This is a genomic window from Pedococcus sp. P1_H8, assembly GCF_056405175.1.
This window is the reverse complement of the sequence record NZ_JBFUCP010000008.1, coordinates 160,654-178,047: the sequence shown is the minus strand read 5'-3', so window position 1 is coordinate 178,047 and position 17,394 is coordinate 160,654. Positions and strand designations below refer to the sequence as shown.

The window sequence follows — 17,394 nt, the reverse complement described above, 5'->3', positions numbered from 1 at the left end:
GCTGGTCTGGGGGCAAACTGCTGAGGGTGCCGGAACCGCACGCCGGCTGTGAAGTCGCGATCGGAGGCTCACGTGACCGAAGCCGAGGACAGGTCTGCAGCGAGCGCCGCGGCCGTGGCGCGTCTCCAGGCCAGGCTGGCCGAGACGCAGGAACAGCTGGCCGCGACGAGCGAGATCCTGGCCGTTCTCGGGACGTCCGCCTCGGGTGAGGCCGAGGTCTTCGACGCCATCGTGGAGCGGGCTCGCCGGTTGTGCTGGGCCGATGCGGCGACGATCCACATCGCCACCGAGCACGACTTCACCATGGTGCACTCGGTCGGCCTGCGGCCCGACTACCTGGAGCTGGCCACTCGCAAACCAGTGCCCCGCGACCGCACGTCGCTCGTCGGGCGAGTCGGCCTCGACGGCAGGACCCAGCAGATCGTCGACGTGCTCGCCGACCCCGACTACGACCGTCCCGAGTTCCAGAGCAAGAGCGGCATCCGGACGATCATGGGCGCTCCGATGATCGTCGAGGACGACGTGGTCGGGGTGCTCTCAGTGTGGCGCACGATCGTCGACCCGTTCGACGACCGGGTGAGGAGCCTGCTCAGCACCTTCGCGGCGCAGGGCGCCCTGGCCCTGCGGAACGTCGGTCTCTTTCGGGCGCTGGAGAGCCGGTCGGACGAGCTGTCCTGGAAGGTCGAGCAGCTCGAGGCGCTCTCGGAGGTCGGTGAGGCGATCAGCTCCTCACTGGACCCCGACGAGGTGCTGACGACGATCGTCAAGCATGCCGTCGAGCTCTCGGAGACCGACGGCGGGTCGCTGATGGAGTACGACGAGGAGACCCGGCTGTTCGGGGTGCGCACGACCTACGGCACCAGCCGCGACGTGGTCGAGCGGCTGAGACAGTCCCGCATCCACGTCGACGAGACCTTCGTCGGGCGGACGGCCGCCTCGCGCAAGGTCGCCCAGATCCCCGACCTGTCCGAGCACCAGGACCTCGACCCGCACCTGGCGCTGCTCCACGAGGCAGGCTGGCGCTCCCTGGTCGCGATCCCGCTCACCCGTGCCGACCGCATCGTCGGCGCGCTGGTCGTGCGGCGCAAGCAGCCCGGTGTCTTCAGCGACGAGACGTGCGAGCTGCTGTCCTCCTTCGCCAGCCAGTCGGCCATCGCCCTGACCAACGCCCGCCTCTACCAGCAGCTGGAACGCCAGAGCGCCGAGCTGGCCGACGCGAGCCGGCACAAGTCCGAGTTCCTCGCCAGCATGTCCCACGAGCTCCGGACGCCGCTCAACGCCGTGATCGGCTTCTCCGAGGTGCTGCTGGAGCGGATGTTCGGCGAGCTCAACGAGCGCCAGGCGGACTACCTCCAGGACATCCACAGCGCCGGTCGCCACCTGCTGGCCCTCATCAACGACGTGCTCGACCTGTCGAAGGTCGAGGCGGGCCACATGGAGCTCGACCGGACCTCCTTCGACGTGGCCGACGCCCTCGCCTACGCGCACCTGTTGGTCCGCGAACGCGCGTCCCAGCACCGGATCAAGGTCACGGCCGACGCATCCAAGGAGGAGCTGGGGACGATCTGGGCTGACCAGCTGCGCTTCAAGCAGGTCATGCTCAACCTGCTCAGCAACGCGGTGAAGTTCACGCCCGACGGAGGCGAGGTCCGCGTGGTGGCGCACCGGGTCGAAGGGGACCTCGTGGTCAGCGTCACCGACACCGGCGTGGGCATCGCCCCGGAGGACCAGGCGCGGATCTTCGACTCCTTCCAGCAGGGCAGTCGTTCCAGCTCCTCGGCGGAGGGCACCGGTCTGGGTCTGACGCTGACCCGCCGGATCGTGGAGCTGCACGGTGGGACGCTGTGGCTCGAGAGCACCGTCGGGGTCGGTAGCACGTTCGGGTTCCGGATCCCCCAGAGCGCCCAGCTGCGCCTGGTGCCCGAGGTTGACGACGGCGCTGACGCCGCCGCCGCCGACGCTGGCGCTGGCGCCGACGCTGCCGCCGCTGCCGCCGACGTCCACTGGGGACGCGACGAGGGGGACACCCGGCCGGTGATCCTCATCATCGAGGACGACGAGAACTCCGCGGAGCTGGTCTCCGTGCACGTCCGCGCGGCCGGTCTGCGACCGGTGGCGGTGGGGACCGGGGAGGAGGGACTGGACGCGGTGCGCTCGATCCACCCGGCCGCCGTGATCCTCGACATCCGGCTGCCCGGCATGGACGGCTGGGACGTCCTTGGCGCGCTCAAGGCTGAACCCTCCACGGCTGAGACCCCGGTCGTCGTCGTCAGCGTGCTCCCCGAACGCGGCCGCGGCTTCGCGCTCGGCGCCTCCGACTACCTCGTCAAGCCGGTGGCCAGGGATGACCTCCTGGCCGCCCTGCGCCGGGKGGGGGTGGGCCCGCCACACCAGGTGGCGCACCCGCGGATCGTGGTGGTCGACGACGACCCGGCAGCGCTAGAGCTGGTCCGGGTCACCCTCGAACCACTGGGCTGGGACGTGCGGACCTGCGCCCACGGCGCCGATGCGCACGCCGTCGTGCGCAGCGAGTCCCCGGCGGTGGTCCTCGTCGACCTGCTCATGCCGGACACCGACGGCTTCGCGGTCATCGACGCGCTCCACCACGACCCGGACACGCAAGGCATCCCCATCGTCGTGCTGACGGCCAAGACGCTCACCGCCGCCGATCGTCGCCGCCTCAAGGGACGCGTGGAGTTCGTGGCCTCCAAGAGCCGTCTCGACCTGATCCAGCTCTCGACTCGCCTGGCCGGCCTCGCCGGCGTCCCCGCCGCCCTGCCGGACTGAGTGGCGCCGTCACCGCGACGGACGAGATTGGTATGCCGCGTGCTTCAGCCAGCTTCGTCCCTGCGGGCACGCTCGGGTACGGCAAAGCGGACCACGAGAAGCCACCGATCCGATACCGGAGCAGGGGAGCCTGCGGAGACCTGAACGCGCAGCGTCAGCTGGGTCCAGCTCCGGGGCTGCCGCTGCTGAACCAGTTGGTCGGATGGTCGATGTCGTGTTTCTCGACCTCGACGGCGCCGCACCGGCGACACGTCAAGATCTCGGTGTCGTTGGGCCGCCGCTCACGCTGCCAACGGTGGCCCCTCAGCAGGCAGTTCAGGGCCTTGATATTCATCTATCGAGTGTGCTCGCCCATCACTGCCTCCACCACCCCCACGTGGCGAGGTTTAGGCTGCTCGCCGATTTGGCTGCGGAGCGACGGGGGCTTCGTCAGAAAGACGGGGCTTAGTCAGAAACCTGGGCCGCTCGGGCCGCCGCCTCCGACAATGTGCTGTGCTCGCGAATCGGGCTCGCCGTCGCCGAACTCGACCAGGCCGCACCGCCGGCACGTCGACTTGACCGTGTGATCCGGCAACCGGTGGTGATTCCATCGGTGGCCCACGAGACGGCATGTCACGCGCTTGAGGTCCATGACTTCAGTGTGGCGCGCATGGTCGGCGGCGCAAGGGTGAACATGTCTAGGGCGGCGCTGGACTCCTAGAGCAGATCAAGCGAGACATCTGCGCACGGCTGCGGCCGTGTTTCGTGCTGGCTAGTCCGAAAGGAGGCCGAGAGCCCTGTTGGCGAGGCTGCGGACGAGAACCATCTCGTCACTTGCGATGACGTCATCTGCGGACCCATTCGCCGGCACCAGACGCAATGCGGCATCCAGCTCGCGCAGGCACTGGTCTGGTTGATCCCCGAACACCTCTGCCTGCCCGTCGAGGGCGGCGCCCAGGCCGCTGTCGTCGAACAGCCGCTCCCAGCACTCCTCGAGCGAGGACTGTCCAGACGGAGTCAGGCTGCTCCAGAGCTGCCGTTGGTACTCCGCGTCGGCGAGTTCGCCAAGTGCGTCGCGGACCATCTCTCCATAGACCTGCATTTCAACCTTTCGACGATCCGGGTTCTATCCGGTCCAGCAGAGCCTGCCACTACATCTCAGGAGTAGGCGGCGAGGACCGAAGCGGTCTCTGATGTGCCGCTTGTTTGGTGGTGCCCTCGGGCAGATTCAAACTGCCGACACTGCCTGAGGCGCGTGCTACGGGTGGGCATCGTCGCGGATTCCATTGTGCTGCAACGTTTCCTGCCCATGCTGGATGCCGGGTGGTTCTGGCTGCTTTGGACCCTATGGATACCTGGGAACGTGGCTTCATCTGGGACTGGCGATCCAGATCATGAACAGGCCGAGGGCCGCGACCCCAAGGAAGATCCCGGACGGGAGGCTCATTGGGGATGCTTTGGATTGGACCAGCTTGTCCACGGCGGTGTCGCCGCGACGCCACCCGTCACGAATGCGGCTGACGACGAAAGCGATGACTCCGGCATAGAGCATGAGGTCGCCAATGCCGAACGGTGCATCCTCCACAACCACATTCTGCCGGAACCGCCGCCATTGCCATCGCAGCACCGGGGGGTGAGCACCTTTCCGGCCGTGGAGAGCCACCGACACGTAGCGGAGCATGGGAGCCCGTTGGAGTGGTCGGGTCAACGGTGGCTGGAGGCCATCACGAAGTGACGCGTCGCGCCCTTGACGCCCTAATGAGCCGGGCGGAGAGTGGAGCGACGGGTCCATACTCGCTCTGAACCTGCAATTCCACGTCATGGGGCCCGGGACGCTGAACGATGAAGTTCCTGTCACAAGGGGGAGTCATGGCAGTTGATCTTGGGGACGCAGCAAGTGTTGTGTCGGCTGGAGTCGCCGCCCTGAGCATGGTCCTGGGGTATCAGCGAATGGATCAGCACAGTCGGGACTTGCTTGCCGAGGCACGCGATGCCCGCAGGCGCGATTTCGAGCACATGCGCCGTGAAGCGCAGTCGGAGCTAAACGTCGCCCTGACGGACCTGACCAGTTCGTCAGCCTCGCCCGCCCAGGAGTTGCATCAGATGGCAAGGACTCTGCGTGGTCGCGTGGCTTGCTACGCCGATCGCGAGGTCAAAGAATCCTTCAATCACGTCTTCGCCGCATTGATGACGTGCCGGGCGGACGATTCTGAGGCGAACCGGGTCGCCTTGGCGGACGCCTTGGCCCGCCTCGAGACTGCAGTCATTCTGTCCCAGACGAGTATCGAGGCCCAGGGCAGCGTCGGCGCGGTTCCGGGGGCCTAACCTCCTGGCGCATTCGCGGCTCGCGCGGCCTCGCGGAGAAATCAGCCAGCGCCCCAGGCGGGGTTGGCCGAAATTCGCTGAAAACGACGACTCCCGCTTTAGGAGTCCGACCAAGGTGACGACCGTGATCGGATTCCGTTCTGCAGCAACGGAATAGCGAATCGTCGCGCTTGGTAGTTCCGGTTGATTCCTGCGCGGTAGGTACCTCTCGGGTACTTGGCCCTTTGGGTGCTTCAGCCAGCCCCTCACGAGTGTGACTTACCCGCTGAGCCACGTCGAGACCTCGCCGTCGCCAGTACGCCGGCCGGACTGCCTCTCCCGTGAGGCTGGCCTGGAGCCAAGACTCACCGCACAGGCGGCGGAGAGGCGTACGCCATACGAGGACCAGAGACGCAGCCTGTGCAGTGCCTCGCGACAACAGCCAGACTGCTCACAACACCGAAGCTCGTAAGACCTGGGGAGTCGCACCGTGGTCCGCTCGATACCTGAGAAGACGTTCGAACACTGGGCGAGCATGTACGTCGCTCACAGGTTTCCCCTCGGAGGGCTCTGGTGGCCGACTATGGGAGAGGACATCCGCGTCGAAGATCTGGGGACTGTTCCGGGTAAGGCCCTGCTCCTTGAAGCAAAAGTGCCAGAGCAGCAACCCAATGGCTCCCACTCCATCACTATCGATATCCCACAGTTGAAGAAGTACGTAGCGTCGCCGGTTCCCGTGTACTACACCTTCCGACTCCTCCTTGGAACGGCAGCCTCGTCGCGTCGCCATGGTTAGGGATCGAGAGACGAGCCGACTTGGCCTACCGACGATCAGGTCCTCGGTGGTTCGGGAACTGGACGCAGGTCTGCACGGCTGCAGCCCTTGACGCTCACCTAGCTTCCTCAGCCGGCGCAAAATCGTCGCAACTGACGGGGCTTCCTGTAACCCATTGGACCTGGACTGAGTTCTGGACGGAGTTTCGGTCTTGCGGATCGGCTGCGCTACCCAGTGCTTTCGTCGTTGACAACCCCGTAGAGGCGCCCTCTCGAGCCAGGCTGCGCAAGCGACTTGAGGCCCTGCGTCAAACCAGAGACCAAGTGCACGGACGTGAGCGTGACTACTACTTTGAGTCGCTCCGTCAAGGCCAACGCTATGTCTATGTTCCAGACCGCTCATCGCCCGAATCAGGCCATTATCTGCTCGCCGACGAGGACGATATTCGAATCGGCCTCACGGCACTACTTGATGGGCCGAGCGGACCCGACTTCGAACGAGCGCCGACTAACCTCTCTGTTTGTCACGTGCCATTCGCGGTGTTGGACTAGGGCGAGAACGCGGCGGAAGGGCAGCGCAGGCCATCTGCGCGGTCCGACGCGGCGATGTGACGCCCCGGGTGTCGGCGGCTGTTCGCGCGTGACTTGCGCGCGCGGAGCCACGCGTCGACATCCGTCATCTGGAGATCCAGTTGGGGCGGCCAGGCTTTGTCGCAGCATAAGGTTGCATCGAATCGTGACTGACCACGCTTTGCGAGCGACGACATGTGGAGCGATTCAGGTAACGGTGAGGCGGTCTGCCAGCCAGCGGGGCCCTACCCGCAAAGATCCGCTGCCCCTGGCTGCTGCGCCCCTTCGGAGTACCCCCACACACGCATTGCCAAGAGCAACTTCTCGTCCTTGACCATGCTGAGCGAGGCAGCTTGCACACCCGGGATTGCGGCGACGGCTCGGTACGACGAGCCCTCCTCCTTCCGAACCTCTAGGACCCGAACTGGACACACCACTGTCTGGCTACCAAATGCATGGAGGCTGACGATGTCCCCTGCGTGAAGCTCGCTGGCTAACATGTCGAGAGACGGCACGACGAGAACTGCAGATTCGTTCAGGACCGCATCGTCCAGAATTGGGCCGAGGTCCTCATTCGCGATCATCTGACCTTCGTCTACAGCTTTCGTGGTGTATCGACCGAGGATGGCGGCCTCTGGTACTCCCGGATCAGAGCGGACGTCGTCCCCCGAGAGCTGATGCCATGCTGGCAACGCTCGTGCGAAGTACAAATCTGTGCTGCGCCGCTGGACAATGCCCAAGGCGCCGACGATCACAAGCAGAAGGACAGTGCCGGCGACAATGGCAGACGCTGACAAGGGACGCTTCGCCATTGGATCTCGGTGCCACTTCCATGCCACATTGGCAGGCTAGGTTCATCCGGCCCGTTGGCCGCCGAGGCGCGCCGTCCTTGCCGTACCGCGCGGACTACACGCTTGCCTGTGCCTCCTGCCCATTCTTCCCCTGCCCGGAAATTGAGCGCTTGAGTGGACGTCCGCCAGGGACGTCGCGTCCCTGCCCGAGGAACTCGTTCACTTGATTCCAAGTGAACGCCTCCTCCAATTCGCTTGACGGGGTGGGCCAACCGAGGGATGCCAAGACCTCGTGGCGGTGCATGTCGACCACGACCCTCAGCTGGTTTCCGAAGTCAATTGCGGCGAAGACGGCCAGTCGGTATGAGAGCCAAGCGAGTCCAAAGGTTGTCGGAACCGCGGCGAGGTAGACGACCACGGGACCGCCAGCAGCGACAAGATATAGCCCCGACAGGAGTCCAAAGGCGGCCCCGAGAAACGAGAGACACAGTAGGAACTCGTACTCCGAACGCGCCTCGTCGACGTCGGTGCGATAGCGATCGGGCGCTACCTCGGCCAGCCGCGGCCAGACCACGATGAGGTCAAGCCCATACCGGTCGCGGCCATAGAATTCCGAAGCTCGCATCACATTGCCGAAAGACGTGGGAAGAAACTCCCTGCTGCGCATGGGGTAGCGCAAATAGCGGGCAGCGCCGACGTAGGACATTGCCCTCTGTCTCTGCCGCCAACACAGGTGCCTCCGCAGAGAGCCGATCTGCCCCTCGCCTTTTGGAAACACGTAGCCCTCGAAGAGCCGAGTAATCGTGTACCGGCTGTTCCAGAGCATCCCGGCCAGGAACCATGACGCGCCCAACCACCCCAGCAGGCTGCCTGCCTGCGCGATGGCGTCGAGGGCCTCGAACTCTCTCGTCGCGTCCTCCAGGCCTCCACCTCCACTCAGGAGGACAAAGGCGAAGCCGGCCGTCGCCAGGAGCATGGGCAGATACGCGTTAGTGACGAATCGTCGATCGAAGAGTTCGATGCTCTTGTCGAACGTGGACCCGAGCACAGCCGATCACCCTTCAGAGACGGGGCTTGCGGTGGGCGGAGACGATTGGACCTCGGCGCACGAGAAGTCGTCGTGTGCGTGGGAATTGTCGTCCGCTTCGTGTGGGCATTCGACGTACCGCGTCGCGCCCGTCTCCTCAAAACCGCACCCGCACTTGGCGTGGTATCGGACGGGGCTCTCGCTGTCGCCCGCAAGCTGACGCGTCCCCATCCCGACCACCTCCGCCCCTTCTGTCTGTTCAAGAGTCGGTCCCATTTGGCTACCCGTCAAGAGCCGGAACTTCACGACTATCCGTTATGGCTCCGCGACAGTCTGATTACCGCGACGGAGTTCACAGCGAAGCGAACTCTTCATCCTCGGACGGGCGTAGCGCCATTTACCGGCGGAGACGCGCCTTCTCTTGTTGGCTAGACCTTCACGGCGGTGTGCAGAGGATGGGTAGAGGGCGCACGAGCGGCGGCCTACCGGGCTACAAGCCGCCTATGAACGCATTGAGTGAGCTTTCTGCCATGAGCGATCTAACGCTTCTCACTGATGACGAGCTGTCGTGTCCCGCCCGCGCCACCGCTCTCGCTGAACGTGTACTCGATATCAAGCAAGAACCTACGTACGGGGTCCTCGAAGGGTTCCTGCATTTCCGGGTGCGCCACGTGCACCCGCTCGCCTTGGTGCAGCCGAACCGGCAACCCCCCCTCACCCACAGGCGTCATTTCCTCGTCCACGATGCAGGGGGCGTCGTGTAACACTCCGGCGTCGTTCACGCGGAACGCTCGACGAACGCGGACTTTCTGCACCACCACCGGGTCTCCGACTGAGCGGATCTCTACCGTGGCGAAGTGCTCACCTTGAGTCACGAGCGATATGGTCCGGCCTTCAAACTCGATGCTGATCCGCGACTGGGCAATCCTGGCGGCATCCAACGCAGCCTGAGCGGAACGCTCTGCAGCCTCGGTGGCTCGCGCACTTTCGGACGCTGCTTCCTTCGCAGAGGTCGCCATGTCCTTCGTCGTCTTGGCGTACCAGAACGTCACTGCGAGCAGGCCGAGGGTAGCCAGCAGTCCGATCAAATCCACGGCGTTGTTACCCAGCCACCTCAGTGCGCAATCCATTCGCGACAACCTAGTGCTGTCGACGTCGGCTGCGTGTACGAACTCATCGTCATCTGCGCGGTTGCCTAGATGAAGGCTGCCTGGAGCAAGTCGGGAAACTCAAGCGCACGAGGCCCGGCGTCGGCGGCCTGTTCACGAGTGCCGTGGGCGCAGGTGCCAGCTTGAGCTATCTTCGCGACCACCAGAAATAGCCTGGGCTCGACCCCCAGTTGCCGTGGCACATCTTGTATTTCCATCCACTGCCGCATGGGCATGGGCGGTTCTTGCCGACAACCGGTACAGCCACAGGAGCGGTCGCGGCGGGGTCGACGGCCGTCACCTCCAGGCGGTTGACCGCAACGCTGGCCTCCGGAGTCACGACGATCTGGTCAACCTGATAATGCGTCCACTGGGCACTTACGGGGGAATATCGGCTGTAGAAGCCCGTGGCCGGGTTTGCCGACACCGCGGCGACCATCAGATGCTCACCGATCGTGCCGCGGAGATGTCGAGGCTCTCGTGCCAAACGGATTGCGGCTGATGCTCGTGCGCCCAGGGCTGCGAGCGATGCCTTCCTCTCAAGAAGGCTCCTGATGGCATCGAAGTCCTGGTCCCGGATGGTTTCGTATTGGCCGATGCCCTGAATAAAGGCGAAGGGGGAGGCCAGGTCGTTGGTGTAGTAGCGAGCTTGGAAGTCGGGCTTTGCGGTGCCGAGGAGCCGCCCGTCGGCGTCGTCCGACGAGAAGTCGTGACAGTTGCTTAGCATCGCTGCCACGAATTGAGCTCCGCCTTCGCCGCTATATCGAAAGCCGCTGACCATTACCGTGAAGCGCCTGGCGATGGGAGGTGCCGTAATCGTTCGGAATCTGGCTGACAGCCCATGGGCCAACTGCGTGAGGAGCCCTTCCAATCGGAACGACGAAGCCTCTCCAGCCTCCAACAGGGCTGTCGGCAGGTAGTCGCGCGCAATGAAGGATCCGGCGGTGGCCAGTCCTGAGTAGCCGATCAGGACCCGCGCATCAGCACAAGTGAGTGCAATCGCTTTCGACATATCGTCAGCGATGGGCACCCCTCCGGATGAGATGCGGCGATCGCTAATCATGAGGGAGGTATCGGCATTCGCGCACGCCAAGACGATGGTCAACTCTGCCCCCTCACTCGCCCGGCGAGGCCGAATGTGCCTTCACCCCACGTTCAAGCTTGCAGCAGCGTATCTGGCATGAGAGGACGTCGAGGCATCTCCCGATAGGCGGCGGTATGCAGCGGGTTCCTAGCTGCGCGACTCGCGGCTGTTTGGTGGAGGGCAGCGAGGGTGACGACCACGGGTTGTCACCCTTGTCCTGGAACGACGTCTATCGATGATCCTGTCACCGGCTTGCCCACCCGACGCGCGATCGGGGACAAGAGTGGCGCAACTAAGACTCGTCCCACTCCTCGCGCCACGCCCAGGTTCGGGATCCATTGGCGGCGAGATGCACCGCGTCGCGAAGTGCTTCCAGACCAGCAACGGTCACCGTGCTGCCTACTGACTCGAACTCCGGCTGCCAGGTGCGGCCCTTGGCCTCAACGATGGCACGGGCAGCCTGCGGTCCGGTCAGCCCGGCAGTGTCGACGCCAACTGCAGTTCCAACTGCGTGGAAGAAGTCGGCGTTCACCGTGCTGCCCGGGCCGAGTCCAGGCGGGTCCAAGGCGAGAATGTCGGCGATGTCCTCCAGAACCAGTGCCTTCGACCGCGAAGGTACCCAACGTGGCTGACTGCGTGTACCTACATTGGTCGCCCACTTTTGGCGCCGCGCTCTGGTCAACAAGTTGGTCAGCCAGGTTGGGTCAACCGGCTTGCTCAGCGCCTCACTGAAGTGACGCTCGATCTCGGTACGGTCCACGAACTCGACCTTGTCAAGCAGCTCAACCAGTCGATGAAGGTCGGCGTCCTCCGGCCTAGCCGAACGAGCGACCCCAACGAACACTTCAAGGGCGGCGGCAAGCCGTGCCCGTGCAGGCTCGTGCCACTTGGCCATCATCGATACCGAGAACGGATAGATCGCCACCCTTTCGGCGCTAGGAGCGCGATACGCCCCTCCATCCGTCTGCTCTCGGTCCGTCAGCCATTGCGCGCGACCCGGGAGTCCTAGGAACCGGACCACGGCCAGTTTCCCGGATTCGGGATCGGGCACGACCTCGTCAACCCGGTAGCCGGCGGCCCACCAAGCGTTGACCTGGGGTCGGCCTTCGGCCTTGGTCCCTGTGCCCGCCCACCACGCGCGATGTGCCCAGGCACTCGGGGGCAACGGCGCCTCGCCGGCACGGCTCAAGATCAGGTCGATCTCTGCGAGCTCGTACGTGGGCGCGTCGCGGGTGTCGGCACTCAAGGCCTGGTATAGCGACGCGTACCTCGCGCCTGGTTCGGGCGCAGGATTGTCGGTGGCGCCGGCCTGGCCGCCGGTCGAGAACTGCGCGCGCGGCAGCCTCTTGGCGAGACTCTCCAGGCTTTCCAAGGTCATGTCGTGCATCCGTTGGGCGACAGCGTGAGCGATGACGGCCCTGTCAATCCGGTCGGCTAACGCTGGCGCCTCGAGTAGCTCCCACTGGCTCGTGAACTCCAGTTGAAGTGCCGAGCAGAGCCTGACGATCACAGGGAAGGGAAACGCGGTGTGCCCGCGCAGGAGCTGCTCGAGCTCGAACCCGGTGATCGGCGTCGACCATTCGACGTGCCTCTTCACATCGTCCGGCGAGCGGCCGACGGCCTCTGCGACTGAGTCGACGATCCTGCGGAAGCGCTGCGCGGCGATCTGTCGATGCCTCCTGCGCTGATCGTCGGCGGACAGCGCGGTCTTCTCGAACGGGTCGAAATCGGACTCGTAGAACGAGTTGGGCCAGACCCAGGCAATGACCTGAGCGCCGGCTTTCGACTCGAGCAGGGCGGTGTCTTCAAGCGCTGCCTCGTCGAACACCTGGAGGCGGTCCAGGTAGGCCACCTCAGTCTGGAAGCGGCGAAGAGCACCGCCGTCGGCGGCCACATCGTGTGGGGTCACGACCTAAACCTACCCTAGTTGCGATAGGGGGTTGACGATACGCAGTTAGGATCCCTATCGTTCTCGCGTACAAGCAACGACGATACGCCGAAAGGATTCACTCAGTGAAGAATGTTCTGTGTTTGGCGGCGACATCCAGCAACAGTCGGCCTGCTCGCCGCGCTCCTGGCCGGTCCGCGGCAGTCGTGGACCTCGAGAACATCGCCATCGTCGGAGGCGCTCGGCTGCCACCAGCCCAGATGCGACGCCTTCTGACCTTCGTCGAGGCCCGCATCGAAGGGATGCCAGTGCGAGTCGCTTCGGGACGCAACGTGCTGCGTCCCTTCATGAACCTGCTGGAGGGCACCCGCTGGGGCCTCACCCTCGTCAAGACCGAGCCAGACGCGGCCGACCACGCGCTCACCAGCGCAGCCCACGACTTCATCGGCTGCGGCATCACCGACATCGTCGTCGTCAGTGGCGACCACCACTTTGTGTCACTCGCGACCGAGGCGCGACTCCACGTCATTAGCCACGCCAGCCACCTCAGTACCGCTCTCCGCCTCGCCGCGACGACCGTCACCTACTTGCCCGACGTGTCGCCGCCAGTTCGCGCCGCCAGCTGACCGCCCCGGACTCGACCAAAGCCTCGTCCCTAACCCGCTCAACCCACATCAGACAACGAAAGACTCACATGAGCCGACCCCCCGTCGCTCGACTCGACACGTCGATCGCGCTCGCCCTTACTCAAGTAGTGCTCAGTCAGGACGTACAGGATGCCTGGCGCGGCGCCGCCCATGACTCCAGCGTTGCAATCGACGCCGTCGTGACCGCGGCGGGATCGATGAGGACCGCCGCCGGCAGCATCTCTCGAGCCACCAGCGTTGCCGCCGCGACCTGGCGCGCACATGGCGGCAGCCGATGAACACGACCAACCGCCGGCGTCGATCGGCTCGCAGGTCGAGAGTAACCTGCTCGACGGTGCCGCTACCGAACGGGCAAGGCAGTTTGGGTGAGGTTCAGCAACCATTGTTCGATCGTGATTGGCGTTGGACGCGTGCCACTGAAAGCCGCCGAGCCGATAGCGGAGCAGGGGAGCCGGCCAGAGCGCCCTTGATGCGGCCCGGCGGCGGGCGGAGAGTGAAGGGCAGGGTCGGCGGCGACGGTGACGGTTCCACCGAAAGCCCTCAATCCGGCCCCAAATAGGCCTTCGCTGAGCGATCCTCGAGGCATGGTCCGTAGGGAAATCCGGGCAGGTCGCTCGAGCCAGCAGAAGTACGACGAGTTGATGAAGGCGTGGCGATATCGGAATCGCGTCCTGTTCCGGTGGCTTGCGGTGTTCGCCTGGTCGATGCTGCTTGGCTCGCTGGTGCTCTCGCGGTTCGTGAGCTCGCAGGCGTGGCTGTTCGGGGTTCTAGGTGGCATGGCTTTCGCCGCCTACCTCACGTTCCGACTGTCGGGACCAGGTTGGATAGAGAACTGGCAGCAGGGCGTGTGGGGAGAGCAGTCAACGGCAAGGGCCCTTCGACCGCTCGAGCGTTCAGGGTGGGTGGTTCTGCACGACCTCCCAGCGGGACGCGGCAACGTTGACCACATCGCGGTCGGACCGGGTGGCGTGTTCTTGCTCGATTCAAAGAGGTTGGGTGGCTCAGCGTCGATCAAGGATGGAGTCCTGAAGGTCGAGCGCTTCGGCGACTCCGACCTGACTTACACACACCCCGGTCCGGGCCACCTGCTGGGACTCGCTCGCGAGACGCACGACCGAGTGAGGGCGGCCACGCGGATCAACGAGTGGGTCAAGCCAGTGATGGTGATGTGGGGGGAATTCCCCCAACGCCTGGTCGAGGAACGATGCGTCTACATCCACGGGGAGGAGCTGGCAGTTTGGCTCGCCGCTCAGCCGCAACGACTAGCACCCAAACGGGTGGGGCAGATGGCGCAGGCTGTCCAAGTTGCATGGGAGTCCGTGCCGGAGGGCGCCGGGTAGCAATTCGAGGCGCGACGACGGCACCTCGATTATGGGTGCCGTCGTTCTTGTCTGCCGTTGGGTGTGGTGGGGGCGCCCGCAGCGCCAGGGTCCGCTTGTGGCCCGAATCCCTGCTTGCAACTCAGCGCTACGTCTCCAAGCCAGGTGCTTCCGGTCTGCTCGTTAGGCAGAAGCATCGATCATCGGCCCGCCTTGGGGTTGATGGCCGAGGGCTGCCGTAAAATCCGGGGCACTCATCTCGTGTGGCGTCGGCCGTGAACGAAAGGCGGAGATACTACGGCGCCACGCCGGGGCGCCTGGCGCGGACCGTCAGTCCAGCGTGCGACGATGCTGCCATGCCCGCAGCCGTCGCTTCTGCCCCCATCGGCATGGCCGAGTACTTCGCTGGCATCGGTCTGATGGCCCAAGCCTTGGAGCCGAAGGGCTTCGAGGTGAAGTGGGCCAACGACATCGAGCAGGCCAAGAGAGATCTGTATGTCGCGAACCGCCCGACTGCCGCGACCGCCTTTCACCTGGGCGACGTACGGCTCGTTACGGGCGACCACATGCCGACGGCGGTCGAATTGGCAACCGCTTCATTCCCGTGCATCGACCTCAGCCTGGCCGGGAATCGGAAGGGTCTCGCGGGTGAGCAGAGCGGGATGTTCTGGGAGTTCGCGCGCGTACTTGAGCAGATGGGTGACGAGCGTCCCCGAGTTGCCTTGCTAGAGAACGTTCACGGCTTCGCAACGAGCCGCGGTGGCGGGGACCTGCGCGCGGCCTTGAAGCGCATGTGCGAGCTGGGCTACAGCTGCGACGTCATCGCCATTAATGCGCGACATTTCGTCCCACAGAGTCGACCACGGATGTTCGTCATTGGGATCCGTGGCGACTTGCCTCAAGCGGCGCAGAGTGCGCTTCCGCCGGTCTCTTGGACGCGGCCCCGCTGGGTGCGTGCTGTTCACGAGCGCAACGCTGACCTAAACATGCACTTCCTTGAGCTGCCTGACTTGCCGGAGGGGCCCGCGGATCTGTCGTCCGTCATTCAGCGACTCACGCCTGACGACACTCGATGGTGGGACGCGGCGCGGACCAGGGCCTTCGTGGAAAGCCTTAGTCCTCGGCATGCTGCTCGCTTATCGGAGCTTCGCGAGGGTGGGGCACTCAGATGGCGAACGGCATACCGTCGCACGCGTAAGGGAGTGGCCACCTGGGAGATTCGCGCAGACGACATCGCCGGCTGTCTGCGAACCACGGGTGGGGGATCGTCCAAGCAGGCACTCGTTGAGGCAGGCGCTGGGAAGGTCCGCGTGCGGTGGATGACGCCCTTGGAGTATGCCCGCCTCATGGGTGCCGGGGATTACAAGACGAATGCTGGCACCGACAACCAAGCTCTATTCGGTTTCGGTGACGCTGTGGTCGTTGACGTCATTGCGTGGATCGCCGACCACTACCTTTTGCCCGTTCTGCGACCAAGCGCCAGCTAGCCGCCCTAGAGTTTGCCCCTCGCGACAAGAGAGGGCAGAGATGACATCGGGCCAGATCGTTCCTTCGGAATGGTTCAAGGGCTTGGATCTGTCGACGACAAAGCTCCCCCGCGAGGTCGACGCGATACGCAAGGCCATCCAGGCCGTAATGAAGCTTCCGGATCCGCACTGCGGCGGCCAGCCTATAGGACGGTCGAAGACCGGCGTTTACGCCTTCTTCGACTATGACGGGGAACCCATCTACGTCGGCCAGACAGCGGAGTCGTTCGGTACCCGGGTAGGACGTCACCTGACTGGCCAGCGTTCGGACTCAGTCGCTAAGTACGTACTGGACCCGTTCGAGGTTTACGCGATCGCGATGTGGTCACTTCCCCACATTGGCGCACTCCCAAAGGGCGAACGCAAGGCGGCACTAAGCCAGTACGAGTATCAACTACACCGAGTGCTGATGGAGCAGTCCAAGTTCAAGGCCGTACTCAACGAAGGTGACATCCCCGTGGCCGCCCCAGTGGATCTTGTCGAGCCCGTTGGGGGCGTCATCATCCCCAACGAGATCTTCCCCGACCGCGCCCATCCGGATGTGCGCATTGCTCGACGAGCGCAAACGGTCTCTCTCTTGGCCAAGAACGTCTCCGAGCGGAGAGTCTCAAAGGGCCTACGCCGGACCTTGCTCACGCAATCCCGGAGGTTGGTCGAACTGTCGGAGCGTCGCTTCGAAGCTGCGGACGGCAGCATCCCCAGCGCGGACAGTGTCGAGTCGATTGAGGCTTCTGACGAGTAGGGCGCCCTAGGCTTGGACGCATGGCCGCCGCACCACTTGACCCAGACAGCCCCGCGCATGGCACCGTAAACGGATACGGCAATCGCGGATGCCGCTGCGATGCCTGCCGTGAGGCTCACCGGAAGAGCCACTCCGCATATATGAAGCGGGTCCGCGAGACTGGGGAACTGGCAAACGGCGACGTTCAGCATGGAACGTCCTACCGGTATGACGTCGGGTGCCGGTGTGACGCATGCCGTGAGGCCCACAACGCCAAATCGCGCGCTACGAAGCAGCGGCTCCGGGAGCGCCGCGCCAAGCAATGACGCCGTTTGACGTTGCTCCCGCTACTCGAAAGGCCATGCAAGGCAATAAGAGTCGTGACACCAAGCCGGAGATGCTCCTACGATCGATCCTTCATCGACGAGGTCTGCGATATCGCGTGTCCATCCGCCCGATCCCCGAGCTGAGACGCACGGCGGACCTGGTCTTCACGCGCGCTCGCGTCGCCGTCTTCGTTGACGGTTGCTTCTGGCACGGATGCCCGACACACCACCGGTTGCCTGCCACAAATTCGGACTACTGGACGGCCAAAGTCGAGAGGAACAGGCAGCGGGACCGAGAAATAGACCAAGCCTTGAGTGACCTCGGATGGTCTGTCGTCCGCTGCTGGGAGCACGACCCGGCGCCGGAGGTCGCTGAGCGCGTGATTCGCGAGGTGGCCTCACGTGGCCCCAGCAACCGGTGGACGCGTTGACGGTCGGTATGAGGACGGCCAAATATTCACGCCCCGGGGCCAATAGACCCACGTTGATCCCGACTGTCTGAG

15 protein-coding genes are annotated in these 17,394 nt (G+C 64.6%); 7 read left to right on the top strand and 8 right to left on the bottom strand.

The genetic code is table 11. The features are described 5' to 3' along the window. Window positions 1-72 precede the first annotated feature (72 nt). A complete protein-coding gene (locus tag AC1DYG_RS13615) occupies window positions 73-2,787 on the top strand; it encodes a GAF domain-containing protein (RefSeq protein ID WP_477640407.1) in 2,715 nt (904 codons plus the stop codon). 154 nt (window positions 2,788-2,941) lie between these two features. On the opposite strand, the gene AC1DYG_RS13610 is transcribed toward AC1DYG_RS13615, so the two are convergent. The 3 genes from AC1DYG_RS13610 to AC1DYG_RS13600 form a co-directional block, all read right to left on the bottom strand. Then, window positions 2,942-3,121, bottom strand: a complete 180-nt coding sequence (locus tag AC1DYG_RS13610; protein ID WP_477640406.1) for a DUF1660 family phage protein — start codon at window positions 3,119-3,121, stop codon at window positions 2,942-2,944. Window positions 3,122-3,538: 417 nt separating this feature from the next. Then, on the bottom strand, window positions 3,539-3,868 hold the full coding sequence (locus AC1DYG_RS13605) for a hypothetical protein (RefSeq protein ID WP_477640405.1): 330 nt from the start codon (window positions 3,866-3,868) through the stop codon (window positions 3,539-3,541). A gap of 267 nt (window positions 3,869-4,135) precedes the next feature. Then, complete coding sequence (locus AC1DYG_RS13600) at window positions 4,136-4,447, bottom strand: hypothetical protein (protein WP_477640404.1); 312 nt, start codon at window positions 4,445-4,447, stop codon at window positions 4,136-4,138. A 188-nt stretch (window positions 4,448-4,635) separates the two neighbouring features. Between AC1DYG_RS13600 and AC1DYG_RS13595 the strand changes: the two genes are divergently transcribed. Next, window positions 4,636-5,091 carry a hypothetical protein gene (locus AC1DYG_RS13595; protein ID WP_477640403.1) on the top strand — a complete coding sequence of 152 codons (456 nt, stop codon included), beginning with the start codon at window positions 4,636-4,638 and terminating at the stop codon, window positions 5,089-5,091. Window positions 5,092-6,659: 1,568 nt separating this feature from the next. Here the strand turns inward: AC1DYG_RS13595 and AC1DYG_RS13590 are convergent. From AC1DYG_RS13590 to AC1DYG_RS13570, 5 genes are all read right to left on the bottom strand, one after another. Continuing rightward, window positions 6,660-7,226: a hypothetical protein gene (locus tag AC1DYG_RS13590; RefSeq protein WP_477640402.1), complete on the bottom strand. Its 567-nt coding sequence runs from the start codon at window positions 7,224-7,226 to the stop codon at window positions 6,660-6,662. A gap of 94 nt (window positions 7,227-7,320) precedes the next feature. After that, window positions 7,321-8,253 (bottom strand): hypothetical protein, encoded by a 933-nt coding sequence (locus AC1DYG_RS13585; protein ID WP_477640401.1) that lies wholly within the window; start codon window positions 8,251-8,253, stop codon window positions 7,321-7,323. A gap of 518 nt (window positions 8,254-8,771) precedes the next feature. Continuing rightward, window positions 8,772-9,362 carry a hypothetical protein gene (locus AC1DYG_RS13580; protein WP_477640400.1) on the bottom strand — a complete coding sequence of 197 codons (591 nt, stop codon included), beginning with the start codon at window positions 9,360-9,362 and terminating at the stop codon, window positions 8,772-8,774. Between the two features lie 166 nt (window positions 9,363-9,528). Next, window positions 9,529-10,485, bottom strand: coding sequence for an SEC-C metal-binding domain-containing protein (locus AC1DYG_RS13575; RefSeq protein WP_477640399.1), 957 nt, complete (start codon window positions 10,483-10,485; stop codon window positions 9,529-9,531). Window positions 10,486-10,756: 271 nt separating this feature from the next. Further along, window positions 10,757-12,373 (bottom strand): DUF7662 domain-containing protein, encoded by a 1,617-nt coding sequence (locus tag AC1DYG_RS13570; RefSeq protein ID WP_477640398.1) that lies wholly within the window; start codon window positions 12,371-12,373, stop codon window positions 10,757-10,759. Between the two features lie 104 nt (window positions 12,374-12,477). Between AC1DYG_RS13570 and AC1DYG_RS13565 the strand changes: the two genes are divergently transcribed. From AC1DYG_RS13565 to AC1DYG_RS13545, 5 genes are all read left to right on the top strand, one after another. Further along, window positions 12,478-12,978 (top strand): hypothetical protein, encoded by a 501-nt coding sequence (locus tag AC1DYG_RS13565; RefSeq protein ID WP_477640397.1) that lies wholly within the window; start codon window positions 12,478-12,480, stop codon window positions 12,976-12,978. A gap of 605 nt (window positions 12,979-13,583) precedes the next feature. Beyond that, window positions 13,584-14,339: a nuclease-related domain-containing protein gene (locus tag AC1DYG_RS13560; RefSeq protein WP_477640396.1), complete on the top strand. Its 756-nt coding sequence runs from the start codon at window positions 13,584-13,586 to the stop codon at window positions 14,337-14,339. Window positions 14,340-14,674: 335 nt separating this feature from the next. Next, window positions 14,675-15,805 carry a DNA cytosine methyltransferase gene (locus tag AC1DYG_RS13555; protein ID WP_477640395.1) on the top strand — a complete coding sequence of 377 codons (1,131 nt, stop codon included), beginning with the start codon at window positions 14,675-14,677 and terminating at the stop codon, window positions 15,803-15,805. A gap of 40 nt (window positions 15,806-15,845) precedes the next feature. Next, complete coding sequence (locus AC1DYG_RS13550) at window positions 15,846-16,586, top strand: GIY-YIG nuclease family protein (protein WP_477640394.1); 741 nt, start codon at window positions 15,846-15,848, stop codon at window positions 16,584-16,586. Between the two features lie 301 nt (window positions 16,587-16,887). After that, window positions 16,888-17,322, top strand: a complete 435-nt coding sequence (locus AC1DYG_RS13545; protein WP_477640393.1) for a very short patch repair endonuclease — start codon at window positions 16,888-16,890, stop codon at window positions 17,320-17,322. The last annotated feature ends 72 nt before the right edge of the window (window positions 17,323-17,394 follow it).